The 24,679-nt window shown below is 66.2% G+C and carries 23 protein-coding genes; 17 read left to right on the top strand and 6 right to left on the bottom strand.

Annotation, left to right across the window (positions count from 1 at the left end; genetic code table 11):
* The first annotated feature begins 81 nt into the window (after positions 1-81).
* The 3 genes from LKD76_RS26835 to LKD76_RS26825 all read left to right on the top strand — a co-directional run bounded on the left by LKD76_RS26835 (position 82) and on the right by LKD76_RS26825 (position 4,112).
* Positions 82-1,299, top strand: coding sequence for an NADP-dependent isocitrate dehydrogenase (locus LKD76_RS26835; protein WP_227984191.1), 1,218 nt, complete (start codon positions 82-84; stop codon positions 1,297-1,299).
* 303 nt (positions 1,300-1,602) lie between these two features.
* The gene (locus LKD76_RS26830; RefSeq protein WP_227984190.1) at positions 1,603-2,769 is read left to right on the top strand and encodes an MFS transporter; all 1,167 of its coding nucleotides are present in this window, start codon (positions 1,603-1,605) and stop codon (positions 2,767-2,769) included.
* 80 nt (positions 2,770-2,849) lie between these two features.
* Complete coding sequence (locus LKD76_RS26825) at positions 2,850-4,112, top strand: FAD-binding protein (RefSeq protein ID WP_227984189.1); 1,263 nt, start codon at positions 2,850-2,852, stop codon at positions 4,110-4,112.
* On the opposite strand, the gene LKD76_RS26820 is transcribed toward LKD76_RS26825, so the two are convergent.
* From LKD76_RS26820 to LKD76_RS26805, 4 genes are all read right to left on the bottom strand, one after another.
* Positions 4,069-4,968, bottom strand: a complete 900-nt coding sequence (locus LKD76_RS26820) for a hypothetical protein (protein WP_227984188.1) — start codon at positions 4,966-4,968, stop codon at positions 4,069-4,071. The genes LKD76_RS26825 and LKD76_RS26820 overlap by 44 nt on opposite strands.
* Positions 4,969-5,147: 179 nt before the next feature.
* A complete protein-coding gene (locus LKD76_RS26815) occupies positions 5,148-7,271 on the bottom strand; it encodes a hypothetical protein (RefSeq protein ID WP_227984187.1) in 2,124 nt (707 codons plus the stop codon).
* 34 nt (positions 7,272-7,305) lie between these two features.
* Positions 7,306-9,201, bottom strand: coding sequence for a type VII secretion target (locus LKD76_RS26810; RefSeq protein WP_227984186.1), 1,896 nt, complete (start codon positions 9,199-9,201; stop codon positions 7,306-7,308).
* 33 nt (positions 9,202-9,234) lie between these two features.
* Positions 9,235-9,618: a hypothetical protein gene (locus LKD76_RS26805; RefSeq protein ID WP_227984185.1), complete on the bottom strand. Its 384-nt coding sequence runs from the start codon at positions 9,616-9,618 to the stop codon at positions 9,235-9,237.
* 249 nt (positions 9,619-9,867) lie between these two features.
* On the opposite strand from LKD76_RS26805, the gene LKD76_RS26800 reads away from it, so the two are divergent.
* From LKD76_RS26800 to LKD76_RS26760, 9 genes are all read left to right on the top strand, one after another.
* A complete protein-coding gene (locus LKD76_RS26800) occupies positions 9,868-10,404 on the top strand; it encodes a potassium channel family protein (RefSeq protein WP_227984184.1) in 537 nt (178 codons plus the stop codon).
* Between the two features lie 39 nt (positions 10,405-10,443).
* Positions 10,444-11,094, top strand: coding sequence for a TetR/AcrR family transcriptional regulator (locus LKD76_RS26795; protein WP_227984183.1), 651 nt, complete (start codon positions 10,444-10,446; stop codon positions 11,092-11,094).
* A gap of 292 nt (positions 11,095-11,386) precedes the next feature.
* The gene (locus LKD76_RS26790) at positions 11,387-12,604 is read left to right on the top strand and encodes a lipid-transfer protein (protein WP_227984182.1); all 1,218 of its coding nucleotides are present in this window, start codon (positions 11,387-11,389) and stop codon (positions 12,602-12,604) included.
* 29 nt (positions 12,605-12,633) lie between these two features.
* A complete protein-coding gene (locus LKD76_RS26785; protein WP_227984181.1) occupies positions 12,634-13,068 on the top strand; it encodes a type II toxin-antitoxin system Rv0910 family toxin in 435 nt (144 codons plus the stop codon).
* Positions 13,069-13,087: 19 nt separating this feature from the next.
* Positions 13,088-13,963, top strand: a complete 876-nt coding sequence (locus tag LKD76_RS26780) for a MaoC/PaaZ C-terminal domain-containing protein (protein ID WP_227984180.1) — start codon at positions 13,088-13,090, stop codon at positions 13,961-13,963.
* A gap of 198 nt (positions 13,964-14,161) precedes the next feature.
* Complete coding sequence (locus tag LKD76_RS26775) at positions 14,162-15,031, top strand: SDR family oxidoreductase (protein WP_227984179.1); 870 nt, start codon at positions 14,162-14,164, stop codon at positions 15,029-15,031.
* Between the two features lie 13 nt (positions 15,032-15,044).
* Positions 15,045-16,307 carry an acyl-CoA dehydrogenase family protein gene (locus tag LKD76_RS26770; protein WP_227984178.1) on the top strand — a complete coding sequence of 421 codons (1,263 nt, stop codon included), beginning with the start codon at positions 15,045-15,047 and terminating at the stop codon, positions 16,305-16,307.
* Positions 16,304-17,203 carry an alpha/beta fold hydrolase gene (locus LKD76_RS26765; RefSeq protein ID WP_227984177.1) on the top strand — a complete coding sequence of 300 codons (900 nt, stop codon included), beginning with the start codon at positions 16,304-16,306 and terminating at the stop codon, positions 17,201-17,203. Before LKD76_RS26770 ends, LKD76_RS26765 begins: the two co-directional genes overlap by 4 nt.
* Positions 17,204-17,225: 22 nt before the next feature.
* Positions 17,226-18,995 (top strand): AMP-dependent synthetase/ligase, encoded by a 1,770-nt coding sequence (locus LKD76_RS26760; protein WP_227984176.1) that lies wholly within the window; start codon positions 17,226-17,228, stop codon positions 18,993-18,995.
* A 52-nt stretch (positions 18,996-19,047) separates the two neighbouring features.
* Here LKD76_RS26760 and ephH read toward each other — a convergent pair whose 3' ends face one another.
* Positions 19,048-19,902, bottom strand: a complete 855-nt coding sequence (gene ephH / locus LKD76_RS26755; RefSeq protein WP_227984175.1) for an epoxide hydrolase EphH — start codon at positions 19,900-19,902, stop codon at positions 19,048-19,050.
* A gap of 94 nt (positions 19,903-19,996) precedes the next feature.
* Here ephH and LKD76_RS26750 point away from each other — a divergent pair, with 94 nt between their 5' ends.
* From LKD76_RS26750 to LKD76_RS26740, 3 genes are read left to right on the top strand one after another with little or no spacing between them, the layout of a single operon-like run.
* Positions 19,997-20,785 carry an exodeoxyribonuclease III gene (locus LKD76_RS26750; RefSeq protein ID WP_227984174.1) on the top strand — a complete coding sequence of 263 codons (789 nt, stop codon included), beginning with the start codon at positions 19,997-19,999 and terminating at the stop codon, positions 20,783-20,785.
* 58 nt (positions 20,786-20,843) lie between these two features.
* Positions 20,844-21,362 (top strand): guanyl-specific ribonuclease, encoded by a 519-nt coding sequence (locus LKD76_RS26745; protein WP_227984173.1) that lies wholly within the window; start codon positions 20,844-20,846, stop codon positions 21,360-21,362.
* A complete protein-coding gene (locus LKD76_RS26740) occupies positions 21,362-21,862 on the top strand; it encodes a barstar family protein (RefSeq protein WP_227984172.1) in 501 nt (166 codons plus the stop codon). The genes LKD76_RS26745 and LKD76_RS26740 overlap by 1 nt, the downstream gene beginning before the upstream one ends.
* A gap of 22 nt (positions 21,863-21,884) precedes the next feature.
* Here LKD76_RS26740 and LKD76_RS26735 read toward each other — a convergent pair whose 3' ends face one another.
* Positions 21,885-22,550 carry a TetR/AcrR family transcriptional regulator gene (locus LKD76_RS26735; RefSeq protein ID WP_227984171.1) on the bottom strand — a complete coding sequence of 222 codons (666 nt, stop codon included), beginning with the start codon at positions 22,548-22,550 and terminating at the stop codon, positions 21,885-21,887.
* Between the two features lie 98 nt (positions 22,551-22,648).
* On the opposite strand from LKD76_RS26735, the gene LKD76_RS26730 reads away from it, so the two are divergent.
* Entirely contained in the window at positions 22,649-23,581 is a 933-nt protein-coding gene (locus LKD76_RS26730) for an oxygenase MpaB family protein (protein ID WP_227984170.1), read from the top strand.
* Between the two features lie 66 nt (positions 23,582-23,647).
* The gene (gene trpS / locus LKD76_RS26725; RefSeq protein WP_227984169.1) at positions 23,648-24,670 is read left to right on the top strand and encodes a tryptophan--tRNA ligase; all 1,023 of its coding nucleotides are present in this window, start codon (positions 23,648-23,650) and stop codon (positions 24,668-24,670) included.
* Positions 24,671-24,679: the final 9 nt, after the last annotated feature.

Here is a 24,679-nt window from a genome sequence, read left to right as displayed (position 1 = left end):
GAACAGCTGGGGTCCGCTCACAAGCGTGCTCGCCTGGCCGTGCAATGGGAGCACACCTTCCTTAGGAGGACACGAAGATCCATGTCCAAGATCAAGGTTGAAGGGACCGTCGTCGAACTCGACGGCGACGAGATGACCCGGATCATCTGGCAGTTCATCAAGGACAAGCTGATCCATCCGTACCTCGATGTGAACCTCGAGTACTACGACCTGGGCATCGAATACCGCGACAAGACCGATGACCAGGTCACCATCGACGCGGCCAACGCCATCAAGAAGCACGGCGTCGGCGTCAAATGCGCCACCATCACCCCTGACGAAGCGCGGGTCGAGGAATTCGATCTCAAGAAGATGTGGCGTTCGCCGAACGGCACGATTCGTAACATCCTCGGCGGCACCATCTTCCGCGCGCCGATCATCATCTCCAACGTTCCGCGTCTGGTTCCGGGCTGGACCAAGCCGATCATCATCGGCCGTCACGCCTTCGGCGACCAGTACCGCGCCACGGACTTCAAGGTGCATCAGGCGGGCACCGTCACGATCCAGTTCACCCCGGAGGACGGCTCCGAGCCGATCGTCCACGAAGTGGTGAAGATGCCCACCGACGGCGGTGTCGTCATGGGTATGTACAACTTCAAGAAGTCCATCGAGGACTTCGCGCGGGCCTCGCTGAACTACGGCCTGCAGCAGAACTACCCGGTCTACATGTCGACCAAGAACACCATCCTGAAGGCCTACGACGGCATGTTCAAGGATACGTTCCAGGAGATCTTCGACACCGAGTTCAAGCAGGAGTTCGACGCCGCCGGCCTGACCTACGAGCACCGGCTGATCGACGATATGGTCGCCTCCGCCCTGAAGTGGGAGGGCGGCTACGTCTGGGCCTGCAAGAACTACGACGGCGATGTGCAGTCCGACACCGTGGCGCAGGGCTTCGGCTCGCTGGGCCTGATGACCTCGGTGCTGCTCACCCCGGACGGCCGCACCTGTGAGGCGGAGGCCGCGCACGGCACCGTGACCCGGCACTTCCGCCAGCACCAGCAGGGCAAGCCCACCTCCACCAACCCGATCGCCTCGATCTTCGCGTGGACCCGTGGCATCGCCCACCGCGGGAAGCTGGACAACACCCCCGAGGTCATCGGCTTCGCGCAGACTCTCGAGGATGTCGTCATCAAGACCGTGGAGAGCGGTCAGATGACCAAGGATCTGGCGCTGCTGGTCGGTGGCAACCAGGGCTACCTGACCACCGAGGAGTTCCTCGGCGTGCTCGACGCCAACTTGGCGCGCGAACTGAGCTGAGCGCCGTCGTCCGCCCGGAGCTTCCGGTGCGGGCGGTAGAGATATCCGGGCACCCGCCCCCACCGATTCGGTGGCCGCGGGTGCCCGAATTGCGTTCCGGACCGGTGCGCGTCCGGTCCGTGAGTCGAATCACCTCGATACCGGGTATCGGTCGGCGCCGGGCGCGCGTTGGCCAACCCTATGGTCGACTCAGCTCTCCTGCGCAGCGCAAGCCCTGCCGACGATCTCGCGCCCGCCGGGACGACAGGACGACAGGACTCGTCTCGGCCGGATCCGGTTCGCACCGGATGGCACATCCCGGCGATGCTCGCGTTGGCGCTCGGCGGCTTCGGCATCGGCACCACCGAATTCGTCACCATGGGCCTGCTGCCCGATATCGCCGCGGACCTGCGGGTATCGGAGCCCACCGCCGGACATGCCGTCTCGGCGTATGCGCTGGGTGTGGTGGTCGGCGCTCCGGTGATCGCGGCGTTGTGCGCCCGGATGCCGCGCAAGCGACTGCTGATCGCGTTGATGGTCGCCTTCACCGTCGGCAATATCGCCTCGGTGCTGGCGCCGGCGTTTCCGGCTCTGGTCGCGGCCCGGTTCGTCGCCGGCCTCCCGCACGGCGCCTATTTCGGCGTGGCCTCATTGGCGGCCGCCTCGCTGGCGCCGGTGGGACAGCGAGCCAAGGCGGTCGCCGCGGTGATGCTGGGTCTGAGCGCGGCCAATGTGGTGGGCGTCCCCGCGGCCACCTGGCTGGGGCAGGCGCTCGGCTGGCGTGACGCCTACGTGGTCGTCGCGGTCCTCGGAGTCGCGACGGTCTTCGCGATCAGCCGGTTCGTTCCCGATTTGCACGGGGTGCGGGTGACGGATCCGCGCACCGAACTGACCGCACTGCGCCGCCCGCAGGTGCTGCTGACCCTGCTGGTCGGCGCGGTCGGCTTCGGCGGCATGTTCGCGGTCTACACCTACATCACCTCCACGCTCACCGATGTGGCCGGAATGTCGCAGGGGTTCGTGCCGATCGTGCTGGCGTTGTTCGGGTTGGGCATGGTCGCCGGCAATATCGGCGGCGGCGTCCTAGCCGATCGCGGCGTGGACCGTTCGATCTTCGTGGCCCTCGTCGCGATGGTGGTGATCCTCGCCGGATTCGTCGCCGGCGCCCACAATCCGTTCACCGCCGCGATCGGCGCCTTCCTGGTCGGCGCGTCCGGGGCCGCGCTGGCACCGGGCCTGCAGACCCGCCTGATGGATGTCGCCCACGATGCCCAAACCCTGGCCGCCGCGCTCAACCACGGCGCGCTGAATATCGCCAATGCGGCGGGCGCCTGGCTGGGTGGTCTCGTCATCGCCGCCGGCCTCGGATACACGGCCCCGGCCGTCGTCGGCGCGGGTCTCGCCGTCGCGGGTGTCGTGCTGTTCACCGTCACCGTGTGGTCGGCGCGGCGTGCGTTCCCGCACCGCGGGGCCGCTACTTCCTCGCGGTGAGAAGGCGCCTCGGCGGGTCACTACGATGACGTCGTGCCGTATACCGCTGTCCGGACGGTGACACCACCGCTGCCGAGATCATGAGTGCCGGTGAGGTTTCCGTCACCGAATTCGATACCGACTTCGGCGGCCTGTATCGCGCTACTCCTCGGGCCGTCCATCGACAGCCGTCCGCATTCCCGTCCGCTCTGCTCGGTTCCGGCCGGCCGTTGACGCTGCGCGGTTCCGGGCACTCCTGTGCCGGTCAGACGGTCACCGATGACGAACTGCTGGTCACCTACGCGCCCGACACCGCGACCCGGGAAATCCGGGATCTGGGTGACGGACTGGTCGAGGTGCCGGCGGGTGCCAGCTGGCTCGGACTCGAGCGCTATCTGAATCGGCGCGGGCGGGCGTTTCCGGTGCTGCCGGATCATCTGCATATGTCGGTGGGTGGCACATTGTCCGTCGGTGGCGCCGGATCCCAGTCGATCCGATCCGGCTGGCAGATCGATCATGTGGAGCGCATTGCGCTGATCGACGGAACCGGAAGCAGCCGTTGGTGTTCCCGGACCGAACATCGCGAACTGTTCCGGTTCGCGCTCGGGGGGCTGGGTACGGTCGGATTGATCGACCGGGTGGTGCTGCGGACAGTCGGACACGACCTCCGCCTGCACGAGCATCGGGTCGATCATCCGAGTCTCGGCGCGCTCGCCGAGCACACCGCACGAGTCGCGAACCGCGACGACGTCGACACCTACTCGGGAATGGCCGCCCACGGCCGAATCCGATCGGTCAGCGGTCGGCGAGGTCCCGGCCCGGCCCGGCCGTGTGAGGGTGAGGACTGCACCGTTGTCACGCAGTCGCCGGTGTGGGAGGCCGATCCGCGTGCCGCGTGGCGGCCGCTCGTCGACAGAGCGCGGATGTGGGCAGACTACGTGGTACCGGCCGAACACTGCGTGGCGATGGTCGAAACCGTTGCGGCACAGCTTGATCGAGTACCCTTCGACCATCCCTCGACCAGGGTGTACGTCCTGGTCATACGGCGGCCCGTCGATGCCGTTCCCTTCGCATTCGCACCCGTCCTGCCGGCACCGGTCTCGGTCGGGGTCGGGTTGTACGCCACCGTCGATCGTCATCCGGACGCGATAGCCGATGCGCGGGAGACATTTCGCGACCTGCAGCGCCGCTGTTGTGGGTTGGGTGGCCGCCCGTATCTGTACGGAGTGAGCGACCTCGACGATGCGAAAGCGGCCGGTCTCTACGGTGACGATCTGAACCGGCTGGCCGAACTGCGTTCCGCCTTGCGGCTCGAACACGTCAACGCGCATCTTCCGATGGTGAGAGCGGCCGGGCAGATCTGAGTTCGGCCGAGCCCGAGGTGTTCTCCCACGTCGGCGTGCCGTAGACGTTCAGTTTGTCGATGCCGCGCTCGGCTGAGAAGCCCAGTCCCAGTCCCGAATAGCGCCAAGTCGCGCCGCAGGAACGCGCGGCATGTGCCATGGCGTCCACCGCCCGGGTGGTGCCGTGGTGCCGTCCCGCCAGTTGGCGGGCCAACTCGGCGAGGTAGTCAGACCTTTTCGTCATCAACGTGACAGTGCACGAAGCGTTTTCGTTGTCACGCCGGGTACGGCAGACGAAGTAATCGAAATTGTGCAGGTCTGCCGCATCCACGCCACACCGGGTGAACTCCGACAGCGTCTCCCACCCGGGTTCGCCGAAATGGCGGACCAATTTCATTGGTACCGCCACATTTCGGTGGCGCGCCCGGAGATAGATCTTGTGCGCCACGCGTGCGTGTGCGTCGACCTCTATTGCGACTCCGGCGGTACGGAAAAGATCGTCGTTCTCCGGTATCGGACTCAATCCCTCGAAGCCAGGCCATCGTCGGCTCACGGTCTCGATGACATCGGACCGCACGGTGGGGCTGCAGTACACCTTGAGCCCGGCAATGTGATTTGGGTCGGTGGGGTGGTGCACGATTCCGAGCCACATGGCCAGACGCCGCCCCGGCTCGATGGCGGCTGGATCGGGGTACACCGTGGTGACGAAGGAGTGCAGAAGGTCGGTCACCGGATCGTTCCTGCCAGGCAGCCAGGCGACGAGTTCCGCGATCGCGGCCAGATATGCCTCCCGCCGAACGGCGAACTCCGGCTCCCAGGTGGTGGTTTCGGTGACGTACCGGAGCGCGGGCGAATATTGCCCCCGCCCACCTGTCACACTGGCTTCGAACGGAATTCCGGAAGGTGTGATTCCGCTCGACCGAATCCCGTCCGGGGTCCGCGCTTCCAATCGGCCGCCGCAGGCCCGAAGTAGTACCGAGCGAAGGGAATCCGGCGTGCAACCGGTCCCGATCCGCTCGGCGACATCGACCAGGAAGTCTCCGGCCGATCGGGCCGTCACGTCTGTTGTGTGTCGGTGCTCGGCGGGCGAGTGGAGGTCGTCGACGATGCGGCGACCGTCTGGGTCGGCTGCACCATGGCGTGCGGCTCCGCCTGCCCCGGCTGGTTCGCATCGCCCCCACCGGACGGCCGGAAGAAGCCGCCGAACTGGCCGAACGCCCCGTTGTTGTAGTTCGGGAGATCTTTCAGCTCGACGTGCCGCATCTGGCCGTCGGTGATGATGTAGTAGTTGTCGCTACCCTCGCGAACGATGACCGCACTGCGATCGGCCCACTGCACGATATCGCCGGTGTGCAGATTCGAACCGTCGACCGGTGTCGGCTGCCCGTAGGCGCTGCCGTAGGCGGCGACCGCATCGCTGCCGTTCGGATTGTTCAGCGCACTGTTCACCGCGGCGGCCACGCTCGCGGGAACCTTCTGCGGCGCACTGCCGTCCGGCAGCTTCATATCGACCATGGAATGATTCGTCGTCCCGGGCGGGGGCGTGCCGGCGGCTTGGCTGGCCGATACCGCCGATGCCGGGTTCGTATAGCCCGCCTGTTGTGCGGTGGCGCCGGTGTTGAATGCCGACGCCGCGTTGGGCATACCGGGAATCGATGGGTTGCCGTAACCGGCGCCGCTGCCTGTCCCCGTGCCGTTCTGGCCGAACTGTGAGGACGCGTTCTGATACCCGGCGGGGTTCATGAATCCCGCCATACCGGGGTTCGTCATCGGATTCATATATGTCGCGGGGTTCGCCATCGCGGCTGCCGGATTCGTTGCCGCACCGGTGGAACCGGTGGAGCCGGTCGTGCCCGTGTTCTGGCCGTTTCCGCCGGTGATGCCGTTCTCGATCTGCTGCCACGGGTTATCCGAATCGGACGAGCCCGTCCCGTCGGAGGTGCCGGTCTTATCGGTGCCGTCCGACGTGCCGTTCAGGTCGTCGGTGCCCCAGAGATCCGAAATGTCGGTGGCCTTGGCCCCGTCCTGCCCATCGGACAGGTCGCCGAAGATGTCGCTGTAGTCCTGCTGGTCGTCCAGGGGTGTCGCGGTTGTATCGACAGCGGGCGTGACCGGCGACGCCGGTGCTGCGGGGGCTGCGGGGGCTGCGGGTGCTGCCGGCGCTGCCGGTTTGGGGGGAGCTCCCGGGCCTGGGTCGTCGACTCCGTCGGCCTGCTTCTGAAACTTCATCGCCGTGTCGTCGTAAATTTTGTTCCACTTGTCGACGGCGGTTTGGATCTGGGCGACGTAGTACTTCTGCTCGGCTTCCGGCGTCAGCGTGAAGTCATCGGTAGACTTCGCGCGAGTGAATACCAGCTCTCCCGGGTCCGTGGAATTTGGTCCACCCGGGTGGGTGTATAACTTGTTGCCGTCCTGTCTGGCGCTGGTGCTCAAATCCACCTGAAGAGAAGTGTTCAGATCGTCTTTGACACTTTTGAGTTTAGAGGCGCATTCCAGAAGGTCCTTCTGGGTCGTCTTGGTAGTGAAATTGACATCCTTGTTTTTGTCTTTGAATGCGTCTTCGCGTGAGTCGAAGGTCTTCTTGAACGTGTCATACCTGTCGATGATATTCGACCAGCCGTCAGGCTTGTCGAGCTGGTGTTGCTCCAGCATGGCATTGAAATCAGGTGCGTCCTTCGGGTTGCGAGAGCCGAGTGAGTCCATTCCGCTCTGCATCGTGTCCTGGGTATCCTGGATCAGCTCGAGCAGCGACGCGCTCCGCCCCCTGGGAACATACAGGAGCACTTCCTCGAAATGCTTCTTGCCATCGCTGGGTAGGAATCCCTGATCCTTATTGAACTTCGGCGGATCACTATTTTTCTGAGCGTCTTGGTTGGCTTTCTGTCCTTTTATGTACGTCATTGCGTCGTCGAACTTGTCGTCCGCCAACGCTTTGGCGAGCACCTGATAGTCGCCTTCTTTGCGTGGATCGTAGGCGTCGTTTTCTATATCAAGTGCGAGATCTTCTCGATCGTTCTTGCTGAGGCCGTGCCAGACTGTGTCGAATTGTTCCGGTGTCAGGCCGGCAAGATCTTTCAGGAACTCTTTGGATTGGTCCGCGGTGTAGCGGTCGTTGCCCCAATGATCGTGGGTACTCCGGATCTTCTCGATCAGCGCACCGGTATCCGCCGCGTCGGTCATCGGATACTCCTCTCTTCAGCGTGGAGCCCCGGGCTCACAGGGTAACTCGATATTCGTCGGCCGGTTTCGCCATCTCGCCCTCCCCGGCCGAACCTACGTCGACAGAACCGATTTCCGCCCTCCGCAACATGACCTGGAGTTGCGGATGTGCCGCGATCTGATCGTGGGCGTAGAGCGCATCGCGAAGCATTTGGCGATCACCTCTCCCCGCGAGCAGTAGCGATATCAGTTCATCGGCTCGTCGCTCGAATGTCCGGCCGCGTTCGATATCTGTGTCCGACGTGGGGTGTGGGGAAGCGGTGGAGATCGCGGGAGCTACCACTGCTGGACGCGATACTGACGATGGCGCGAAGATGGCCGACGATGCCCCTGCGTCGTGGTGCTCGGCGGTGGGGGAGTTGTCCCAAGCGTCGGTCGGCACCTCGCGCCCGGCGCGAAGTGCCTCCAAGACCCGGTGCCGCCGGGCTCGGTGGGCGGAGGTCTCCGGAGCGGCGGTCGCTGCCGCCTGCCGTACCAGCTCATGGGCGGCGTGAGCCAATTGCACGCAGACAGTACGGATGTCGGAATCCGCGATTTCGGTTGCGCGTTGCCGCGCCGCTGAGGAGCCACCCATATCCAGCCGGTCCGACAGACCGGCGCCGGGGCCGGACAGGTCGACGGCGGTTTCGCTCGCTACCACCTGATCCGCGATGACGACCTCGTTACCGAGAGCGGCGCGCACGGAATCGTTCACACGCGCCGACGATGCGAGAGCGCGCAATCGGCCACGCTTGCTGCGGGATGCGTGATGACCGAATTCGGCGAGGAAACGGGCTGGGTCGGAACTGTTTTCGAACGTCGTAATGGCCGTCCGCCCCTCGGCATCCAGGATCGAATCCCAGTGCCAGGGGATCAGAACCTCCGAGGGCAGGAACAATCCGGCCGGTAGCCACCCGCGTCCCTCGGTGGAGGTCAGCGTGACGATGGCGCGTCGCCCGGATCGGACGACCCCGGTTGCCCACTCGACACCGGGCGCTGTATCCCCGACTGCGAAGAGCACGGCTGCCAGTAGTGTCCGGGCCAGCGTCAGATCGTCCTCGCCTTCGTCGCCGACTACCAGCGGCGGCAGGCCCTGCCGGTGTCCCCGGGCGGGCTGGGCCGAGACTGCGAGTGGTCCCCGGGGCAGCGGCCTCGGTGGCTCGGGAGGTGGACCCGCGGGGGCGGGACCTACCGGTCCCATCGGTGGTACGGCACCGGCGGTCGGCGTTTCGGGCTGGTCACCGATTCCGTATGCGGTGGCGAGCGGGGAAACCTCCACGGACGTGACGTGAACCGGCGCGGGTGCCGAACTGTCGTGGTGGTGTTCGAGGCTCGGCGGCGTATGCGAAATATCTTGTGATGTAGCGATATTCGGAGTTGCGAACGGCAGCCTGTTGTCGTGACCGGGCGGGGGTGTTGCGGCCAGGGGCGGGCCGGTCTCTCCGTCGGAGCGGGCGGTGCCGGCCGGGGGCACGGCAGTGTCCGGCGTGGCATCCGGCATCGGCTGCGACTCGGGAGAATTATCCGTTCTGTCTGGGATGCGCGGCGCGGTATCACCTGGTGCTCCGGGAGTGTGGGGGGCTACCGGACTCGGACCGCCGTGCGGGCCGGTGTTGGAAATCTGTTGGCCCCCGGAGAGTTCGGAGTGCTCCATGCGCTCGGCCGCGGCCCGCAGATCGTCGCGGGTTCGAATGGCCGAGGCCGCCTGTGCTTCGGCCTTGTCGTGGCGATCGCGGTAGTAGTCCCACAGCGCGCCGTGCATCGGATCTGCGATGGTGCCGTAGCCGTCCGGGAACTCTTTGAGCCAGCCCTCCGGAATCTCGCCCCATTTCCGCATGGCAGCGGCATATCTATCGAGTTGCTCGGCGTATACGCGCAGCTGATCCGGGTCGAAATCCAGATAATCTGCCATAACCGGCCAATCCTCCCGCCAACCATCCGGATCTCATTCTTCTGGGTTCCCAGTGGTGGGGGGCTTCGGTGCGTGCATCTCCGCCCGCCACTGCCGCGCCTTCTCGGCAAGTGGCACGTGCTGATGGTCCTCGTTCATGGTGATGTCGTACTGTCGGCGCGCGTTGGCGGTGCTCTCCCGGATGGCTGACATGATCTCGGCGACCAGCTCGTGATTGTCGAATCGATCGCAGGTGCCGGGTGCGAGGTACAGATCGGTCAGCTGGCCGTAGGCATTGACCTCGGGAATCACCGTGCCGCTCGGTGAGGGGCGGCGCGCGACCACGCCGTCGGCTCGCTCGCGCATTTCGGCGATGCGGTGTTTCAGTTCCCGCCCCATCGCCATCGCCACGCGCACATCGGGATGAAGTTCTCTCATCAATCCTCACGCTGCTTCCGGCACCTCGGCTGCCGGACCCCGAACCTCCCGGCTCGCCGAGTCGGGCCATGCACGGCTCGTCACCGACTGGTCGATAGTCAGTGTCTCAACTCGAGCCGCCGAGATGCCGCGATGTGATTTCCCATTGAGGGGAAGTGGTCGCTTGCCGCTGTGGCAACCCGCCGCCGCGGCGTCCGGCGTGGTTGAGTGATTCGGAGCACGCGGTAGCACTCGACCCGGAGGTCAGGGATGGATCCGCAGCAACAGTGGCCGGCCGACGGTGATCGGCGGCGGGCGGTGCTGGCCGCCGCGGCCCGAACCTCGGGGACCACGATCGTGCTCGTCGCCCTGTATTTTCTGCTGCCCTTTCATCATTTGGACGAACTGGGTCCGCTGCTCGGTCTGTGCGGCGGTCTGGTGCTGGTCGTCGTGCTCATCGTCTGGGAGGCCAAACGTATCCTCGCCGCGCGCTATCCGGGGCTGCGCGGGGCGGAGGCGATGACCGTGATCGCGGTGGCGTTCATCCTCATGTTCGCCACCATCTATGTGCTGATGTCGTCCGTCGCGCCGGACGGCTTCACGGCGCCGCTGACCCGGGTCGACGCTCTCTACTTCACCGTGACCGTTCTGGGCACGGTCGGTTTCGGTGATATCGCGGCGACCTCGCAGGCGGCGCGCGTCGTGGTGACCGTGCAGATCCTGGCCGACCTCGCGCTGATCGGCGCGGGGGTACGGGTTCTGATAGCCGCGGTGCAGCGCGGGCGGGCGGCGCAAGCGTCCAAGTGAGTTTCATGCATCTGTGTATGTAAGTGTAGGATTTCCGGAATGGCCAGATCTGTCGTCGGCAAGGCGCCGCGCCGCACGCAGGAACAGCGCAGCAGCGAGATGCGGGCTCGGCTGCTCGACGCGACGATCGAATGCCTGGTGGAATTCGGCTACGCCGGTACCACCACTCCTCGGGTGGCCGAGCGCGCCGGGGTCACCAGGGGTGCGCAGGTACATCATTTCGGCTCCAAGACCGACCTGGTGGTGGCCGCGATCTCGCATCTCGCGCAGCGGCGGACCGAGGCCGCGATGAAGGAGCTCGGCCGGTTGCGAGCGGGTGACGATCCGATCGGCGCGACGCTGGACGCGATGTGGGAACTGCATCAGGGGCCGCTGTTCATCGCCGCGATGGAGCTGTGGGTGGCCGGCCGCACCGACCCCGTACTGGCCGCCGAGGCCGAGAAGGTCGAACCGTTCGTCAACAACGCGGTCCTGATGGCGGTTTCGCAGATGGTGCCGGATGAGATGCGGCGCAAGGAAGTTCGCGATTTCGCCTACACCGCGATGGATACGCTGCGCGGAATTCTGGTGTCGAACTTCGTCTCTCCGGACCCGGATCGGGCCTATCGGCGCTGGCAGCGAGCATCGGCCCAGCTGCGGCTGGCGGCCCAGGCGGCGTTGCCGGGGTTGGGTATCGCCGAGCGGCACTGAGCCTGCATCGCAGAGCGCGGGGCGGCCGTTCGCGCGGCTGTCTCCGGTTGGTCTCGCTGCGCGTTCGGAATGCGCGGTCGCTGCCTCGTGATCGTCGATTCGTACCACTCGGCACCCCATCCTGTACGTATCAATACAAGCTGTTGAACTGCGCTTTCGTAAACAATCACGCCCATTTTCGTTGTCGCTCTTGCGTATTTACATACAGCTTCGTATGTTTGTTTCAGCCTGATCGGAACGGATCGGCCACTGCCGCCCGGTCCTACGAGGCGGTGCGGATGGGAGGAGTTCGATGACGAACAAGGTCTATGTCGTCGGCGTCGGAATGACGAAGTTCGAGAAGCCGGGGCGCCGCCAGGTCACCGAGGCCGACGGAACGACCCGGGCCTGGGATTACCCGGATATGGCCCGCGAGTCGGGAACCAACGCACTCGCCGACGCGGGTATCGACTATCGCGAGATACAGCAGGCCTATGTGGGCTATGTCTACGGGGAGTCCACCTCCGGACAGCGCGCGGTCTACGAGCTGGGAATGACCGGCATCCCGGTGGTCAACGTGAACAACAACTGTTCCACCGGGTCGACCGCGCTGTACCTCGCGGCCCAGGCGATCCGGGGCGGACTCGCGCAGTGCACACTGGCACTCGGCTTCGAGAAGATGCAGCCCGGCTCACTCGGTTCCACCTGGGACGACCGCGAACAGCCGATGGCCAAGCACATGATGGCCCTGGCCGAGATCTCCGAGGTGCTGTTCCCACCGGCTCCGTGGATGTTCGGCGCCGCCGGTCGTGAACACATGAAGCAATTCGGCACCACCGCGGAGCATTTCGCGAAGATCGGCTACAAGAACCACAAGCATTCGGTGAACAACCCGTATTCGCAGTTCCAAGACGCGTATTCGCTCGACGACATCCTGTCCTCGCGGATGATCTACGACCCGCTCACCAAACTGCAGTGCTCGCCGACCTCGGACGGCTCCGGAGCGGTCATTCTGGCCTCGGAGGATTTCGTCGACCGCCACGACCTGTCCGCCCGCGCGGTCGAGATCGTCGGGCAGGCGATGACCACCGACTTCGCCTCGACCTTCGACGGCACCGCCAAGAATCTCATCGGCTACGACATGAATGCGCAAGCCGCGCGACAGGTGTACGGACAGTCCGGGCTCGGCCCGCGGGACTTCCAGGTCATCGAGCTGCACGATTGCTTCTCCGCCAACGAACTGCTGCTCTACGAGGCGCTGGGGCTGTGCGGCGAGGGGGAAGCGGGCAGCCTCGTCGACGGCGATCAGACGACCTACGGCGGCACCTGGGTGGTCAACCCCTCCGGCGGATTGATCTCCAAGGGGCATCCGCTGGGCGCCACCGGTCTGGCGCAATGCAGCGAACTCACCTGGCAGTTGCGCGGCGAGGCGGACAAGCGCCAGGTCGACGGTGTCACCGCCGCCCTCCAGCACAACATCGGCCTCGGCGGCGCGGCTGTCGTCACCGCCTACCAGCGCGCGGATCGCTGAATCATTCCACCGCAGAAGGAGTATCGCCCATGGGCCACATCGAAGCCACCAGGAATCTCAACGCCACCCCCGAAGCCCTGTGGGCGGTGGTCTCGGATCCACAGACCTGGGACAAATGGTTCACCATCCACGAACGCTGGATGGAGGAGCCGCCCGCCACCCTCACCACCGGTTCGACACTGGTCGCCAAGATCATGATGCTGGGCATGGCGAACAAGATGGAATGGGTGGTGGAAGAGGTCGATTCACCGAACAACCTCGTGCTCAGCGGCAGCGGCATGGCCGGGGTGAAGGTGAGGTTCTCCTTCGATATCGCCGCGAACGACGCCGGCAGCACGTTCTCGGTATCCGGTGATTTCGAGGGGGCGCTCATCAAGGGTGCGCTCGGCAAGGCGGTCGAGAAGGACGGCGCCACCCAGCTGGACAAGACCCTGGGCCAGCTCGACGCACTCGCGACCGCCTGAGCCCGGCGAGGAGACGCCCATGGCTACCGAAACAGCGCCACGCCCGGTGGAATTCGACGACGCGGGCCTGAACGTCTGGTCCGACGAGGAACGTTTCGAGGTCACCCGCGAGCGGATCGCCGACTACGCCGCCGCGACCAACGACCCGATTCCGGCGCACCTGTCCGGCGATATCGCCTCGCCGGTCTTCGCCATCGTCCCGGTCTTCGAGGCGATGATGATGCCGGTCATCGACGTGGTGCCGATGGAGATCTTCGGCCGAGTCGTGCACGGGGAGCAGGACTTCCACTTCCACCGCCCGATCCGGCCGGACGACCGGCTGGTCTCGCGGGCCCGTGCGGTCGGCTACGAGGGCCGGGAGAACGGCACCACCATCACCATTCACATCGAATGCCGTGCCGAGGACGGAGAACTGGTCAACGAGCAGTACCTGACCGCGTTCTTCCGCAATATCGATGTGGGCAAACAGGTCGGCGCGTCCGCGCCCACGCACAAATTCGACCCGGCCTGGGCCGAACAGGAGCCGACCGCCGCGGTAGCCCAGCACGTCGACGACGACCAAACCTTCCGGTACGCACCGGCTTCCGGCGATCCGGTGCCGCTGCACCTGGATGAGCAGGTAGCCAAGGACGCCGGACTGCCCGGCATCATCGCGCACGGCCTGTGCACGATGGCGATGTCGTCGTGGGCCGTGCTCACCGAGGTGGCCGGCTCGGATGTGCGTCGACTGAAGCGTTTCGCGGTGCGCTTTTCGAAGATGGTGTTCCCCGGCGACGATCTGGAGACCCGGATCTGGCGGATCGGGCCCACTGACGGCGGGACCGGCTACGCCTTCCGGACCACCCGCGGTGCGGACGCGGTACTCACCGACGGGCTCGCCGTCGTCGCCGACTGACCCGGACTCGCGGCGGGTCACAGGAATGCGGCTCGCCGCGGGTTCATCGAATGCGGCTCGCCGCGGTGTCATGAAATGCGGCTCGCCGCAGTGTTTTGAAATGCGGCTCGCCGCAGTGTTATGAAATGCGGCTCGCCGCAGTGTTATGAAATGCGGCTCGCCGCAGTGCTTTTCACAGAAGAAATCGAGGAGATGTTCATGGGTGCACTGGATGGGCGGGTAGCCGTCGTCACCGGCGCCGGCCGGGGTATCGGCCGCGAACACGCGCTGCTGTTCGCCGCCGAGGGCGCGGCGGTGGTCGTGAACGACCTCGGCGGCAGTAACGCCGGTGAGGGCTCGGATACGGGGCCCGCGCAGGAGGTGGTCGACGAGATCCGCGCCGCCGGCGGGAAGGCCGTCGCCAACACCGACAACGTCGCGGTCTGGGACGGCGCGAAGAACCTTGTCGATCAGGCCGTCTCGGAATTCGGCACGCTGGACGTAGTGGTCAACAACGCGGGAATTCTGCGCGACGGGTTCATCGCCTCGCTCGAGGAACCGCAATGGGACGCGGTGATCGCCGTTCACCTCAAAGGCCATTTCAACGTGCTGCGCCATGTTGCGGAATACTGGAAGCAACTGTCCAAGGCCGGGAGGCAGCCCAACGCGGCGGTGGTCAACACTGCCTCGGCCTCCGGGGTCACCCTGCCCAATGCCGGACAGGCCAACTACGGCGCCGCCAAAGCCGGTATCGCGGCACTGACACTGGTGGCCGCCGAGGAATTGGAACGTTACGGAGTACGCGTCAACGCGATCGCCCCGATGGCTCGCACCCGGCTGACCCTGGCCACCCCCGGGATGGGCGCGATCTTCGCCGCCGAGGTGCCCGAGGGTGAGTTCGACGCCTTCAGCCCCGCCAACATCTCGCCGCTGGTCGCCTACCTGTCCACCGACAAGTGCCCGATCACCGGAAAGGTGTTCGCCGTGCAGGGTGGCGCCATCTCGGAACTGGGCGGTTGGCACGACGTGAAGACCATCGAAACCGACGGGCCCTGGCTGATCGACGACATCGCGGCCCGCCTGCCCTGAACGGAGAACGACGATGTTCGAATGGTCCGAGACCGATGAGATGATCCGCGCCGCGGTGCGCGGATTCATCGACAAGGAGATCCGCCCGCATGTCGACGCCCTCGACAGCGGTGAGATGGCGCCGTATCCGATCCTGCGAAAGCTGTTCAGCGACTTCGGTATCGATGCGATGGGCGGTGAGGCGATCGAGAAGATGCTGGCCCGGCAGCGCGCCGCCGAATCCGCTCCCGCCGGGCAGGAGCCGAAGAAGTCGGGATCGGGCGCGGGGCTCTTCGGCGATCAGCAGTCGTTGATGGCCGTGCTGATCAGCGAAATCTCCGGGGTGAGCATGGGTTTGGTCGCGGCGATGGGAGTTTCCATCGGCCTCGGCGCGGCCACCATCATGTCCCGGGGCACGCTCGCGCAGAAGGAACGCTGGCTCGCCGATATCGTCACCCTGAAGAAGGTGGCGGCCTGGGCCATCACCGAACCGGATTCCGGATCCGATGCCTTCGGCGGGATGAAGACCTACGTCAAGCGCGATGGTGACGACTACATTCTCAATGGTCAGAAGACCTTCATCACCAACGGTCCCTATGCCGACGTCGTGATCGTCTACGCGAAACTCGACGAGGACGGCAGCGGTGCCACCGCCGCCGACAAGCGCGACCGCAAGGTGCTGACCTTCGTTCTCGACAAGGGGATGGAGGGTTTCACCCAGGGCAAACCGTTCAAGAAGATGGGCCTGCACTCGTCGCCGACCGGTGAATTGTTCTTCGACAATGTGCGATTGGGCCGGGATCGGCTGCTCGGCGAGACCGAGGAACACTCCGGCGGCGACGGCCGTGAGAGTGCGCGCACCAGTTTCGTCGCCGAACGGGTCGGGGTCGGTTTCATGGCGCTGGGCATCATCAACGAATGTCACCGGCTCTGTGTGGAATACGCCAACACGCGCACGCTGTGGGGGCAGGAGATCGGACGCTTCCAACTGGTGCAGCTCAAGCTCGCCAAGATGGAGATCGCCCGCATCAACGTGCAGAACATGGTGTTCAACACGCTCGAACGCGGCCGCGCCGGGAAGCCGCCCACCCTGGCCGAGGCATCGGCGATCAAGCTGTACTGCTCGGAGACGGCCACCGAGGTCGCGATGGAGGCCGTGCAGCTGTTCGGCGGCAACGGGTATATGCAGGAATACCGTGTCGAGCAGCTCGCCCGGGACGCGAAATCGCTCATGATCTACGCGGGCAGCAACGAGATCCAGGTGACCCATATCGCGAAGGGCCTGCTCGGCCGATGATCGCCCGAACCCGGGTGTGCTACAACGGCGTGCACACCCGGGCACTCACCACCGGCGGGCAGGGCGTGCCGATACTGCTGCTGCACGGCTTCGCCGATTGCGCCGACACCTGGCGGGGTGTGCTGGAGGAACTGGATCGGCGTGGGCGGGCGGCGCTGGCCGTGGATGTGGTCGGCCACGGTGACGCCGACCCGTTCGCCGCCGGGGCCTTGCTTCCGCAAGTGGATCGATTCGTAGACGGGGTGCTCGATGCCACGGGACCTGCTGTGGTGGTGGGCAATTCGCTCGGCGCGATGATGTCGGTGCGGGCGGCGCAGCGGCGACGGGCGTCGGTGCGGGGGGTGGTGACGTTGGACGAGCCGATCCTCTCCGCGGACCGGATGGCGCGCCTGGCTCGTGGCCCGCGTATCCCCTACCTGGTCGCACGGCTGCGACTGCTGCCGGTGCCGACGCCCGTGGCCCGGCGGCTGGTCCGCCGGACGGCGCGCACACTGCTCTACGGCAGTCCCGCGGGCGCGGATCCGGTGGTGCTGGACCGCTGGTGCGACCGCTACGGGCAGCGCGAGCGCATGTTCTGGTTACTCGAACACGCCGTGCGGTTCGCGCGGGAGACGGTCGCCGGTTACCACCTCGACGCCGTCGGGTGCCCGATGCTGATCGTGCACGGACGCAAGGACCGCATCATCTCGCCGCAGGCCAGCCGGGAACTGCACCGCCTGGTTCCGGGCAGCCAACTGGTCATCCTGCCCACGGCCGGGCATTGTCCCCACCTCGACGATCCGGTCGCGATCGCGGCGCTGGTCGCCGAGTTCGCCGATGCGACGCCGCCAGCCGCGAGCGGTACGAAACAGCCACTGCGGCACTCGCCGGCGGCGCCCGGTCGACGTCGCGAATGACACCCGGGAGGGAGAGAACACTGTGAGCGCAGTTCAACAGCCCGCGCGGACCCTGTGCGCGGCCTTCCAAGCAACGGCCGCCCGCCACCCCGACCGCGTCGCTCTGCGCGGTCCGTCGGCTACGCCGAGCTACACTTGGCGCGACTACGCCGCACGGGTGCGGGCGATAGCGACAGGTTTGTTCGCCTCCGGTGTCCGTCCCGGCGACACCGTGGCCCTCATGTTGACCAATATTCCGGAGTTCCACCTGGTCGATACGGCGGTTCTGCACGTGGGCGCGGTACCGTTCTCGATCTACAACACCTTTGCCCCGGAACAGATTTCGCACCTGTTCGACAATGCGGGCAATCGGATGGTGGTCACCCAGACCTGCTTCCTGGACGCCGTCCGGGCGGCGGATCCGCAGGGCCGGATCGAGCGGATCGTCTGCGTGGACGGCCCGGCCCACGGCTGCCTCACCCTCGACGAGCTGGCCGCTACGCCGGCGCCCCAGTTCGACTTCGACGCGGCCTGGCGTGCGGTCGACCCCGAGGCGTTGGTGACCATCGTCTACACCTCGGGCACCACCGGGCCGCCGAAGGGGGTCGAGCTGACACACGCGAACCTCCTGGCCGAATTCTCGGCGATGGAGTCGCTGGTGCGTGTCGGTCCGGACGATCGGGTGGTGTCGTATCTGCCGGACGCGCATCTGGCCAACCGAGCGTTCTGCCATTACAACAACCTCGTCGAGGGGGTTCAGGTCACCACCGTGGCCGACCCGAACCAGCTGATCGAGGTCTTGCCCCGGGTGCGGCCGACGCTCTTCCTGGCGGTCCCGGCCATCTGGTACAAGATCAAAGCCGGGGTCGAAACCATGGTGGCGCAGCAGGATCCGATCACTCGGCTCCTCGTCGGCCGTGCCGTCGGCCTCGGAACCGAACTGGCGTGGCGGCGCAGCGAACAGCGACCGATTCCCCGCTCCCTGCGCCGGCGATACGACCTCGCCGAACGTCTCGTCCTGCGCAGGCTGCGGGCACGGATGGGGCTGGGCGAGGTGCGTGCCGCGGTCAGCGGCGCCTCGCCCATCGCTCCCGACGCCATGGCCTTCATCCTCGGGCTCGGTGTGACGGTGTGTGAGGCGTGGGGAATGACCGAAACCTCCGCGGGCGCCACGGCCAATCCGCCCGACGCCATCCGGATCGGCACGGTCGGAAAGGCTCTGCCGGGCGCCGAGATCGCCGTGGCCGACGACGGTGAACTCCTCGTGCGCGGCCCGCTGGTGATGCGTGGTTACCGTGACGATCCGGAGCAGACGGCGGCGGCGATCGATACCGACGGCTGGCTGCACACCGGCGATATCGGCACCATCGACGCCGACGGCTATGTGCGTATCCTCGATCGCAAGAAGGAGTTGATCATCAATTCGGCGGGCAAGAATATGTCGCCGTCGAATATCGAAGGGGCCGTGCGGGTTTCCTGCCCGCTCGTGGGCACCGTCGTCGCGATCGGCGACGACCGCAAATACGTCACCGCTCTGCTGACGCTCGATCCGGACGTCTGCGCGGCGCGAGCGGGCGCCGGAGCGGTCGGGCCGGCCGGGTGGGCCGAAGACGCCGGCATCCGGGCCGCTGTCGCGGCCGGAATCGCGGCGGCCAACGAGCGGCTGGCGCGAGTCGAGCAGATCAAGCGATTCACCGTGCTGCCCGTGGTGTGGGAACCCGGTGGCGATGAGCTGACGCCGAAGATGTCACTGAAACGGAAGGCGATCAGCGCGAAGTACGCCGCCGAGATCGACGCCATGTACCGGGATTGATGGCGGCCGGCGGATCGGCGCCGAGGGGTTCGAACCGATCCGCCGGCCTTTCTCACACCGCCCGCAGACGCGTGCGGCTGGCGTAGACGTGCTCGGCGATGAGGGTCGCGATGCGGTCGGGAGCCTCCAGCATCGGCACGTGGCCCACACCGTGCACCAGAATCCGATCGGCGGATTCGGGTAGTTCACGCAGGAAACGTTTGGCGAAGGTGCGATTCGGAATGATCCGGTCGTATTCGCACAACAGCAGCCGCACCGGGACCGGCACGGTGTCCAGATCCGCGAGCACCGCCATGCGGATTCCGCCGGTGATCAGCGGTAGCAGCGCCGCGCAGTTGGTGGCCGACATGATCGCGGCCTCCACCCCGCGACGCGAGGCCGCGGCGGCGTTCTTGCTCAACAGCATGGCCGTGCACCGGCGGATCAGGCCGCCGCACCGGACCGCCGGTGGTAGCCGTTTGCCGACCTCGACGATCGGCACCAGCGACAGGAATTCCAGGCCCACCCACAGCTTCGCCAGCGACAGGTGCTGCCAGCCCCCGGCCGGTGCGATCGCGGTGAGGGTGCGGGCTCGCCCACGGCGCGCCAATTCGAAACCGACCCAGCCGCCGAGCGAGTTGCCAGCGATATGGCAAGTGCGCCAACCCAATTCGTCGAGTTGCTGCTCCACGCGATCGGCGAGCAGGCTCACGTCGATCTTGCGGCCGTCGAGTTCGGATCCGCCCCAATGGCCGGCGAAGGCCGGGGCGAACACCTCACAGGTGGCCGACAATCGCATCGCCACCTCTTCCCAGCAGTGCGGCGACAACATGAATCCGTGCAACAGCAGAACCGGATCACCGGACCCGGTGTGCAGGGCCGTCATCGGCGCGAGGGAAGGATGTTTGTGGGTGGTGCTCGACATCATCGTCGTCACCCCTTCCGGATCGGTCCGGGGCCGACTCGATTCGGCCCGCATGTCCGCGAGGACGGGTTGATGTTCAGCATTGTACGGTCGTTCGGTGGGCAATATCGTCAGTACGATCAATGTGAATGGCATCCGTGCAGCTACCGGCAAGACCGGGAAGGGAATGCTCGAATGGCTGGCGGTGACCGAGGCCGACATCATCTGTCTGCAGGAGACCCGGGCAACCGATGAGCAGACACGCAAGGCGCTCGCCCCGGCCCTGGCGGACGGCTGGTACCTGACCCATGCCGAACCGGGCACCAAGGGCCGCGCGGGTGTGGGAATTCTGTCGCGTCGCTCGCCCCGGCGGGTACGGATCGGATTCGGCAGCGACGAATTCGACGGACTCGGCCGTTTCGTGGAGGCCGAATTCGACGGGCTGACCGTGGCGAGTGTGTATGTGCACACCGGTGAGGCGGATACCCCGATCCAGGACGAGAAGTACCGTTTCCTGGGCGAACTGGGCGCCCATCTGCGGGCACGGACCGGGGACTACGTGATCTGCGGTGACTGGAACATCGCCCACACCCAACTCGACATCAAGAACTGGAAGGGCAATATCGGCAAGGCCGGGTTCCTGCCGGGGGAACAGGCGTGGATCGACGAGATGCTCGCCGCCGGATATGCGGATGTGGTCCGCGACCTGCACCCGGACGTTCCGGGCCCCTACAGCTGGTGGTCCTATCGCGGCCGCGCCTTCGATACCGACGCCGGGTGGCGCATCGACTATCACCTGGCCCGCGGCGATATCGCCGGACGCGCGAAGCAGGCCGTGGTGGAGCGGGCGCCGGAATACGCCCTGCGCTGGTCCGATCACGCGCCGGTGACCGTCCAGTACCGCTGAGCGCCGGAACCGGTAAGAATCGACATCGACCCGTATCGACGAACAGGCACTGGTAGCTATGTCAGACAAAAGAATTCGCGTCCTGATGGTGCTGGGCGGGCTGGTGGTCGCGGCGATCGTCGCGGGTGTGCTGGGCCTGCGCGGCGGAGCCGCGAATCACGACGCGGTCGGTCCGGTCGCCTCGAGTTCGACGACCGCCGCATCGGTGAAGACCACTCAGCCCAAGCCCGGCCCCGTCAATTCCGCCTCCGGTAGATCCGCGGCCGCTCCGATCGCCTCGGCCGCCCGCGCGCCCGGCGTCCCCGATCACGCGTACGACACGCTGGCCGAGATCGACGCCGGTCGCTGGCCGGGGTCCGCGAACGCACCCGGCACCAAGGGCGGCGATCAGTGGATGAACCGGGCGGGCACCCTGCCCAAGACCGATGCCGGCGGTAGAACCATCAGCTACCAGGAGTGGGACGTCAACCCGAAGAAGCCCGGTCAGAGCCGCGATGCCGAACGTATCGTCACCGGCAGCGACGGCACCGCCTACTACACCGGTGACCATTACAAGACATTCACGAGGATGCGCTGATGGCGGGGGCGATAGCGCTGTCGCGGTTCCTCGCGGCATCGGAACCGGTCGCCGCGGCGCATCCCGGCCAGTCGAGCCCGCCGGTGCTGGGCGCTCTCGACGTCGACGCGGGGCCGTTCAGTGGCGTCCGCTTTCAGGTCCCGTCCGGATATGTCGCCCGGGAACTGCGGGGCGCGAAGATGCGCACCACCACCGGGCTGTTCGACGAATTCGCCGCGGCGTTCCAATTCCCGTACTACTTCGGTGACAATCGCGACGCCTTCGACGAATGCCTGCGGGATCTGGACGAATTCGTCGGCGAGGCCCCGGGATATGTTGCCGTGATTCGCGATTCGGCCGATCTGCTGATCGATCAGAGCGAGGACCTGGACTGGTTCGCCGAGGCGATGACCGACGCGGCGCGGTACTGGACCCGTCGAGGGGTGGCCTTCCGGGTAGTGCTGCAACATACGCCCGCGGGGCTGTCCCCGGTCGAGCTCACCCTGGCCGGCCCGGCCTAGCTCACGGGCCCGCCTGCGGGGATCACCGCAGCCGGCCGGCGAGGTCCTCACCGAGCAGGACGAACACCTCGGTGGTCTCGTCGATGAGTTCGTCACGGGTCATCTCGATATCGCCCTGCAACCAGCTCGTCAGGGCCTGTACCAGGCCGCCGACCAGGTAGGTGGCGCGGAATCCGATCGCCGGGTTCGGGATGGGACCGCCGAGGTGGTAGAAGTCGACCCCCTGGGCGGCTACGAGATCAGCGAAGGTGCGGATGTTCCGCATGGTGCGCGAGCGCAGTTCCGGGGTCGACGCGCTCACCGCGAGCGCCACCCGCGCCTTGCGTGGGTCGTCGGTCAGCACGTGGATCCCGGCCGAGACCGCCGCGTGTGCCATCGCGCGGGTATCCGGTCGCGGCGCGTCCGAGCCCGGGGCGTCGTCCTCCAGCTTGCGCAGCGCGCCGACGATCGCCACCGCCAATTCCTCGGCGATGCCATCGATCAGCGCGGTGAGCACGGCTTCGCGGCCGTCGAACTGCTCGTAGTAGTAGCGCTCGTTGAGTCCGGCCTGGGCGCACAGCCCGGCGACGGTCAACTTGTCCGCGCCCTGGGTGCCGATGATCTCGAGCGCGGCGTCCAGGAGCGCCGCGCGGCGTCCGGCGCGGCGCTCGGCAGCCGAGATACCGCCATAGGTCCGCTGTGCCGTCACGGTCCGATTGTGGCACGGTCGCGTTTCTGGCAGTAACTCTTGCCAGAACTGAGATTCTGGTAGATGCTATTGCCAGAATATGGTGAAGGAGGGCGACGATGCCTGGTCCGGGATACTTCTCCGACGATTCGATGATCCGCCGCGTCATGCGCAAGCGGGCGGTCGGACTCACCTACGGGCTGCGAGCCCTGGTGATCGGCGCGGTCCATCCGCTGCTCTTCGTCGGCACCGCCGAGCACACCGCGCACCGTGCTACTCCGTACACCCGCCTGGCGTTGACCGGCCGGTTGTTCGAAGCGGTCTTCCTCGGCGACAAGGACGAAGCCGATCGCGCGCTGGCCTACACCCGCAAGCGGCACGTGCCGGTCGACGGCGTGCTGCCCGAGGACGCCGGGCCACACCATCCCGCCGGATCGCACTACGCGGCCCTCGACCCGCATCTGATGTTCATGACCATGGCCTTCACCGCCGATTCCGCCGAGGTCATGCACGATGTGCTGGTGCGCAGGCTGACCGCGACCGAGCGGGAGGACCTGTACCAGGACTATGTGCGCTGGGGTGAGCTGTTCGGCATGCCGCGCTCGGCGGCGCCGGCGGACTACCCCGCCTTCCGCCGCTACTTCGACGGCTACCTGGCCTCCGATGAGCTCTATCTCACCGACGAGGCGCGCCTGGTCGGCTCCTATCTGGCCGGTAAACGCGTGCCGCATCCGCTGCCGACTCCGTTTCAGCAGGCCAGCAGTGGTGCGCACCTGCTGGTCCAGGGCAGTCTGCCGCCGCGGATCCGGCAGCTGTACGACATCCGCTGGGGACGGCGCGAGGAACTGTCCTATCGCGGCTTGGCCCAGGCCGTGCGCACCGCGCACATCCGGCCGCCGCTGACCCCGCCGGTGCTGCGCGACACCCTGTCGGGTCCGAGTTCGCCGGTGTATCGCCTGCTCACCCGGCGCGAGCGCGACCTGGTCGCCAGTGGCCGGTCCAGCATGCCGGGCGTGGATCCGCGCAGCTACGCGGAGCGGCACGCGGGCTGATCGGGCGTCCGGCGCGATCCCCGGTCCACGAGGAATTCGGTTGGACGCGCATGCGAAGATCGGAACATGTCCAGCCCTGCGCCCAGCGACCGCAAGCAGCGGGTCCTGTCCGGAATCCAGCCGACCAGTGACTCCTTCCACCTCGGTAACTACCTTGGTGCGCTGCAGTATTGGGTGCCGTTGCAGGACGACTACGAGGCGCTGTATTTCATTCCCGACCTGCACGCCATCACCGTGCCCCAGGATCCCAAGCAGTTGCGCGCCCGCACCAAGCGCTCGGTCGCGCAGCTACTGGCGCTCGGGATCGACCCCAAGCGGGCGATTCTCTTCGTCCAGAGCCAGGTGCCCGAGCACGCCGAGCTGACCTGGGTGCTGAACTGCATCACCGGTTTCGGTGAGGCCAGCCGGATGACCCAGTTCAAGGACAAATCGGCCAAGCAGGGCGCGGAGAACGCGACCGTGGGGCTGTTCACCTATCCCGTGCTCATGGCCGCCGATATCCTGCTCTACCGCCCGCAGCTGGTACCGGTCGGCGAGGATCAGCGCCAGCATCTGGAGTTGACGCGAAATCTGGCCCAGCGCTTCAACACTCGCTTCAAGAAGACCTTCGTGGTGCCCGAGGCGCATATCGTCACCAATACCGCGAAGATCTACGACCTGCAGGATCCGACCTCGAAGATGAGCAAGTCCGCCGCCAGTGACGCGGGCCTGATCAATCTGCTCGACGATCCGAAGGCGTCGGCCAAGAAGATCCGCTCCGCGGTCACCGACACCGGACGTGAGATTCGCTACGATCCGGAGACGAAACCCGGCGTCAGCAACCTGTTGGTCATCCTGTCCTCGCTCACCGACACGCCCATCGTGACCCTCGAAAAAGACTACGAGGGTAAGGGATATGGCGAGCTCAAGGGCGATGTCGCCGATGCGCTCACAGAATTCGTGACCCCGTTGCAGGCGAAAGTGCAAGAGTATCTGGACGATCAGAGCGAACTCGACCGCATCCTGGCCTCGGGTGCGGAGCGGGCGCGCGAGATCGCCGGCAAGACCCTCGCGCAGGTGTACGACCGAGTGGGCTTCCTGCACCGCTGACGTCGGCCT

This window comes from Nocardia spumae, assembly GCF_020733635.1.
GTDB lineage: Bacteria > Actinomycetota > Actinomycetes > Mycobacteriales > Mycobacteriaceae > Nocardia > Nocardia spumae.
Note: the sequence above shows the minus strand (reverse complement) of the source record. Positions and strands in the feature narration are given on the sequence as shown.

What these genes read in the sequence shown, in the direction of transcription:
- ephH (WP_227984175.1), bottom strand. Translation starts at nt 19,902, where the DNA reads ATGATGTCGAGCACCACCCACAAACATCCTTCCCTCGCGCCGATGACG.
- LKD76_RS26795 (WP_227984183.1), top strand. Translation starts at nt 10,444, where the DNA reads ATGGCCAGATCTGTCGTCGGCAAGGCGCCGCGCCGCACGCAGGAACAG.
- trpS (WP_227984169.1), top strand. Translation starts at nt 23,648, where the DNA reads ATGTCCAGCCCTGCGCCCAGCGACCGCAAGCAGCGGGTCCTGTCCGGA.
- LKD76_RS26780 (WP_227984180.1), top strand. Translation starts at nt 13,088, where the DNA reads ATGGCTACCGAAACAGCGCCACGCCCGGTGGAATTCGACGACGCGGGC.
- LKD76_RS26825 (WP_227984189.1), top strand. Translation starts at nt 2,850, where the DNA reads ATGAGTGCCGGTGAGGTTTCCGTCACCGAATTCGATACCGACTTCGGC.
- LKD76_RS26790 (WP_227984182.1), top strand. Translation starts at nt 11,387, where the DNA reads ATGACGAACAAGGTCTATGTCGTCGGCGTCGGAATGACGAAGTTCGAG.
- LKD76_RS26810 (WP_227984186.1), bottom strand. Translation starts at nt 9,201, where the DNA reads ATGGCAGATTATCTGGATTTCGACCCGGATCAGCTGCGCGTATACGCC.
- LKD76_RS26815 (WP_227984187.1), bottom strand. Translation starts at nt 7,271, where the DNA reads ATGACCGACGCGGCGGATACCGGTGCGCTGATCGAGAAGATCCGGAGT.
- LKD76_RS26745 (WP_227984173.1), top strand. Translation starts at nt 20,844, where the DNA reads ATGTCAGACAAAAGAATTCGCGTCCTGATGGTGCTGGGCGGGCTGGTG.
- LKD76_RS26765 (WP_227984177.1), top strand. Translation starts at nt 16,304, where the DNA reads ATGATCGCCCGAACCCGGGTGTGCTACAACGGCGTGCACACCCGGGCA.
- LKD76_RS26835 (WP_227984191.1), top strand. Translation starts at nt 82, where the DNA reads ATGTCCAAGATCAAGGTTGAAGGGACCGTCGTCGAACTCGACGGCGAC.
- LKD76_RS26785 (WP_227984181.1), top strand. Translation starts at nt 12,634, where the DNA reads ATGGGCCACATCGAAGCCACCAGGAATCTCAACGCCACCCCCGAAGCC.
- LKD76_RS26805 (WP_227984185.1), bottom strand. Translation starts at nt 9,618, where the DNA reads ATGAGAGAACTTCATCCCGATGTGCGCGTGGCGATGGCGATGGGGCGG.
- LKD76_RS26730 (WP_227984170.1), top strand. Translation starts at nt 22,649, where the DNA reads ATGCCTGGTCCGGGATACTTCTCCGACGATTCGATGATCCGCCGCGTC.
- LKD76_RS26800 (WP_227984184.1), top strand. Translation starts at nt 9,868, where the DNA reads ATGGATCCGCAGCAACAGTGGCCGGCCGACGGTGATCGGCGGCGGGCG.
- LKD76_RS26775 (WP_227984179.1), top strand. Translation starts at nt 14,162, where the DNA reads ATGGGTGCACTGGATGGGCGGGTAGCCGTCGTCACCGGCGCCGGCCGG.
- LKD76_RS26740 (WP_227984172.1), top strand. Translation starts at nt 21,362, where the DNA reads ATGGCGGGGGCGATAGCGCTGTCGCGGTTCCTCGCGGCATCGGAACCG.
- LKD76_RS26830 (WP_227984190.1), top strand. Translation starts at nt 1,603, where the DNA reads ATGCTCGCGTTGGCGCTCGGCGGCTTCGGCATCGGCACCACCGAATTC.
- LKD76_RS26770 (WP_227984178.1), top strand. Translation starts at nt 15,045, where the DNA reads ATGTTCGAATGGTCCGAGACCGATGAGATGATCCGCGCCGCGGTGCGC.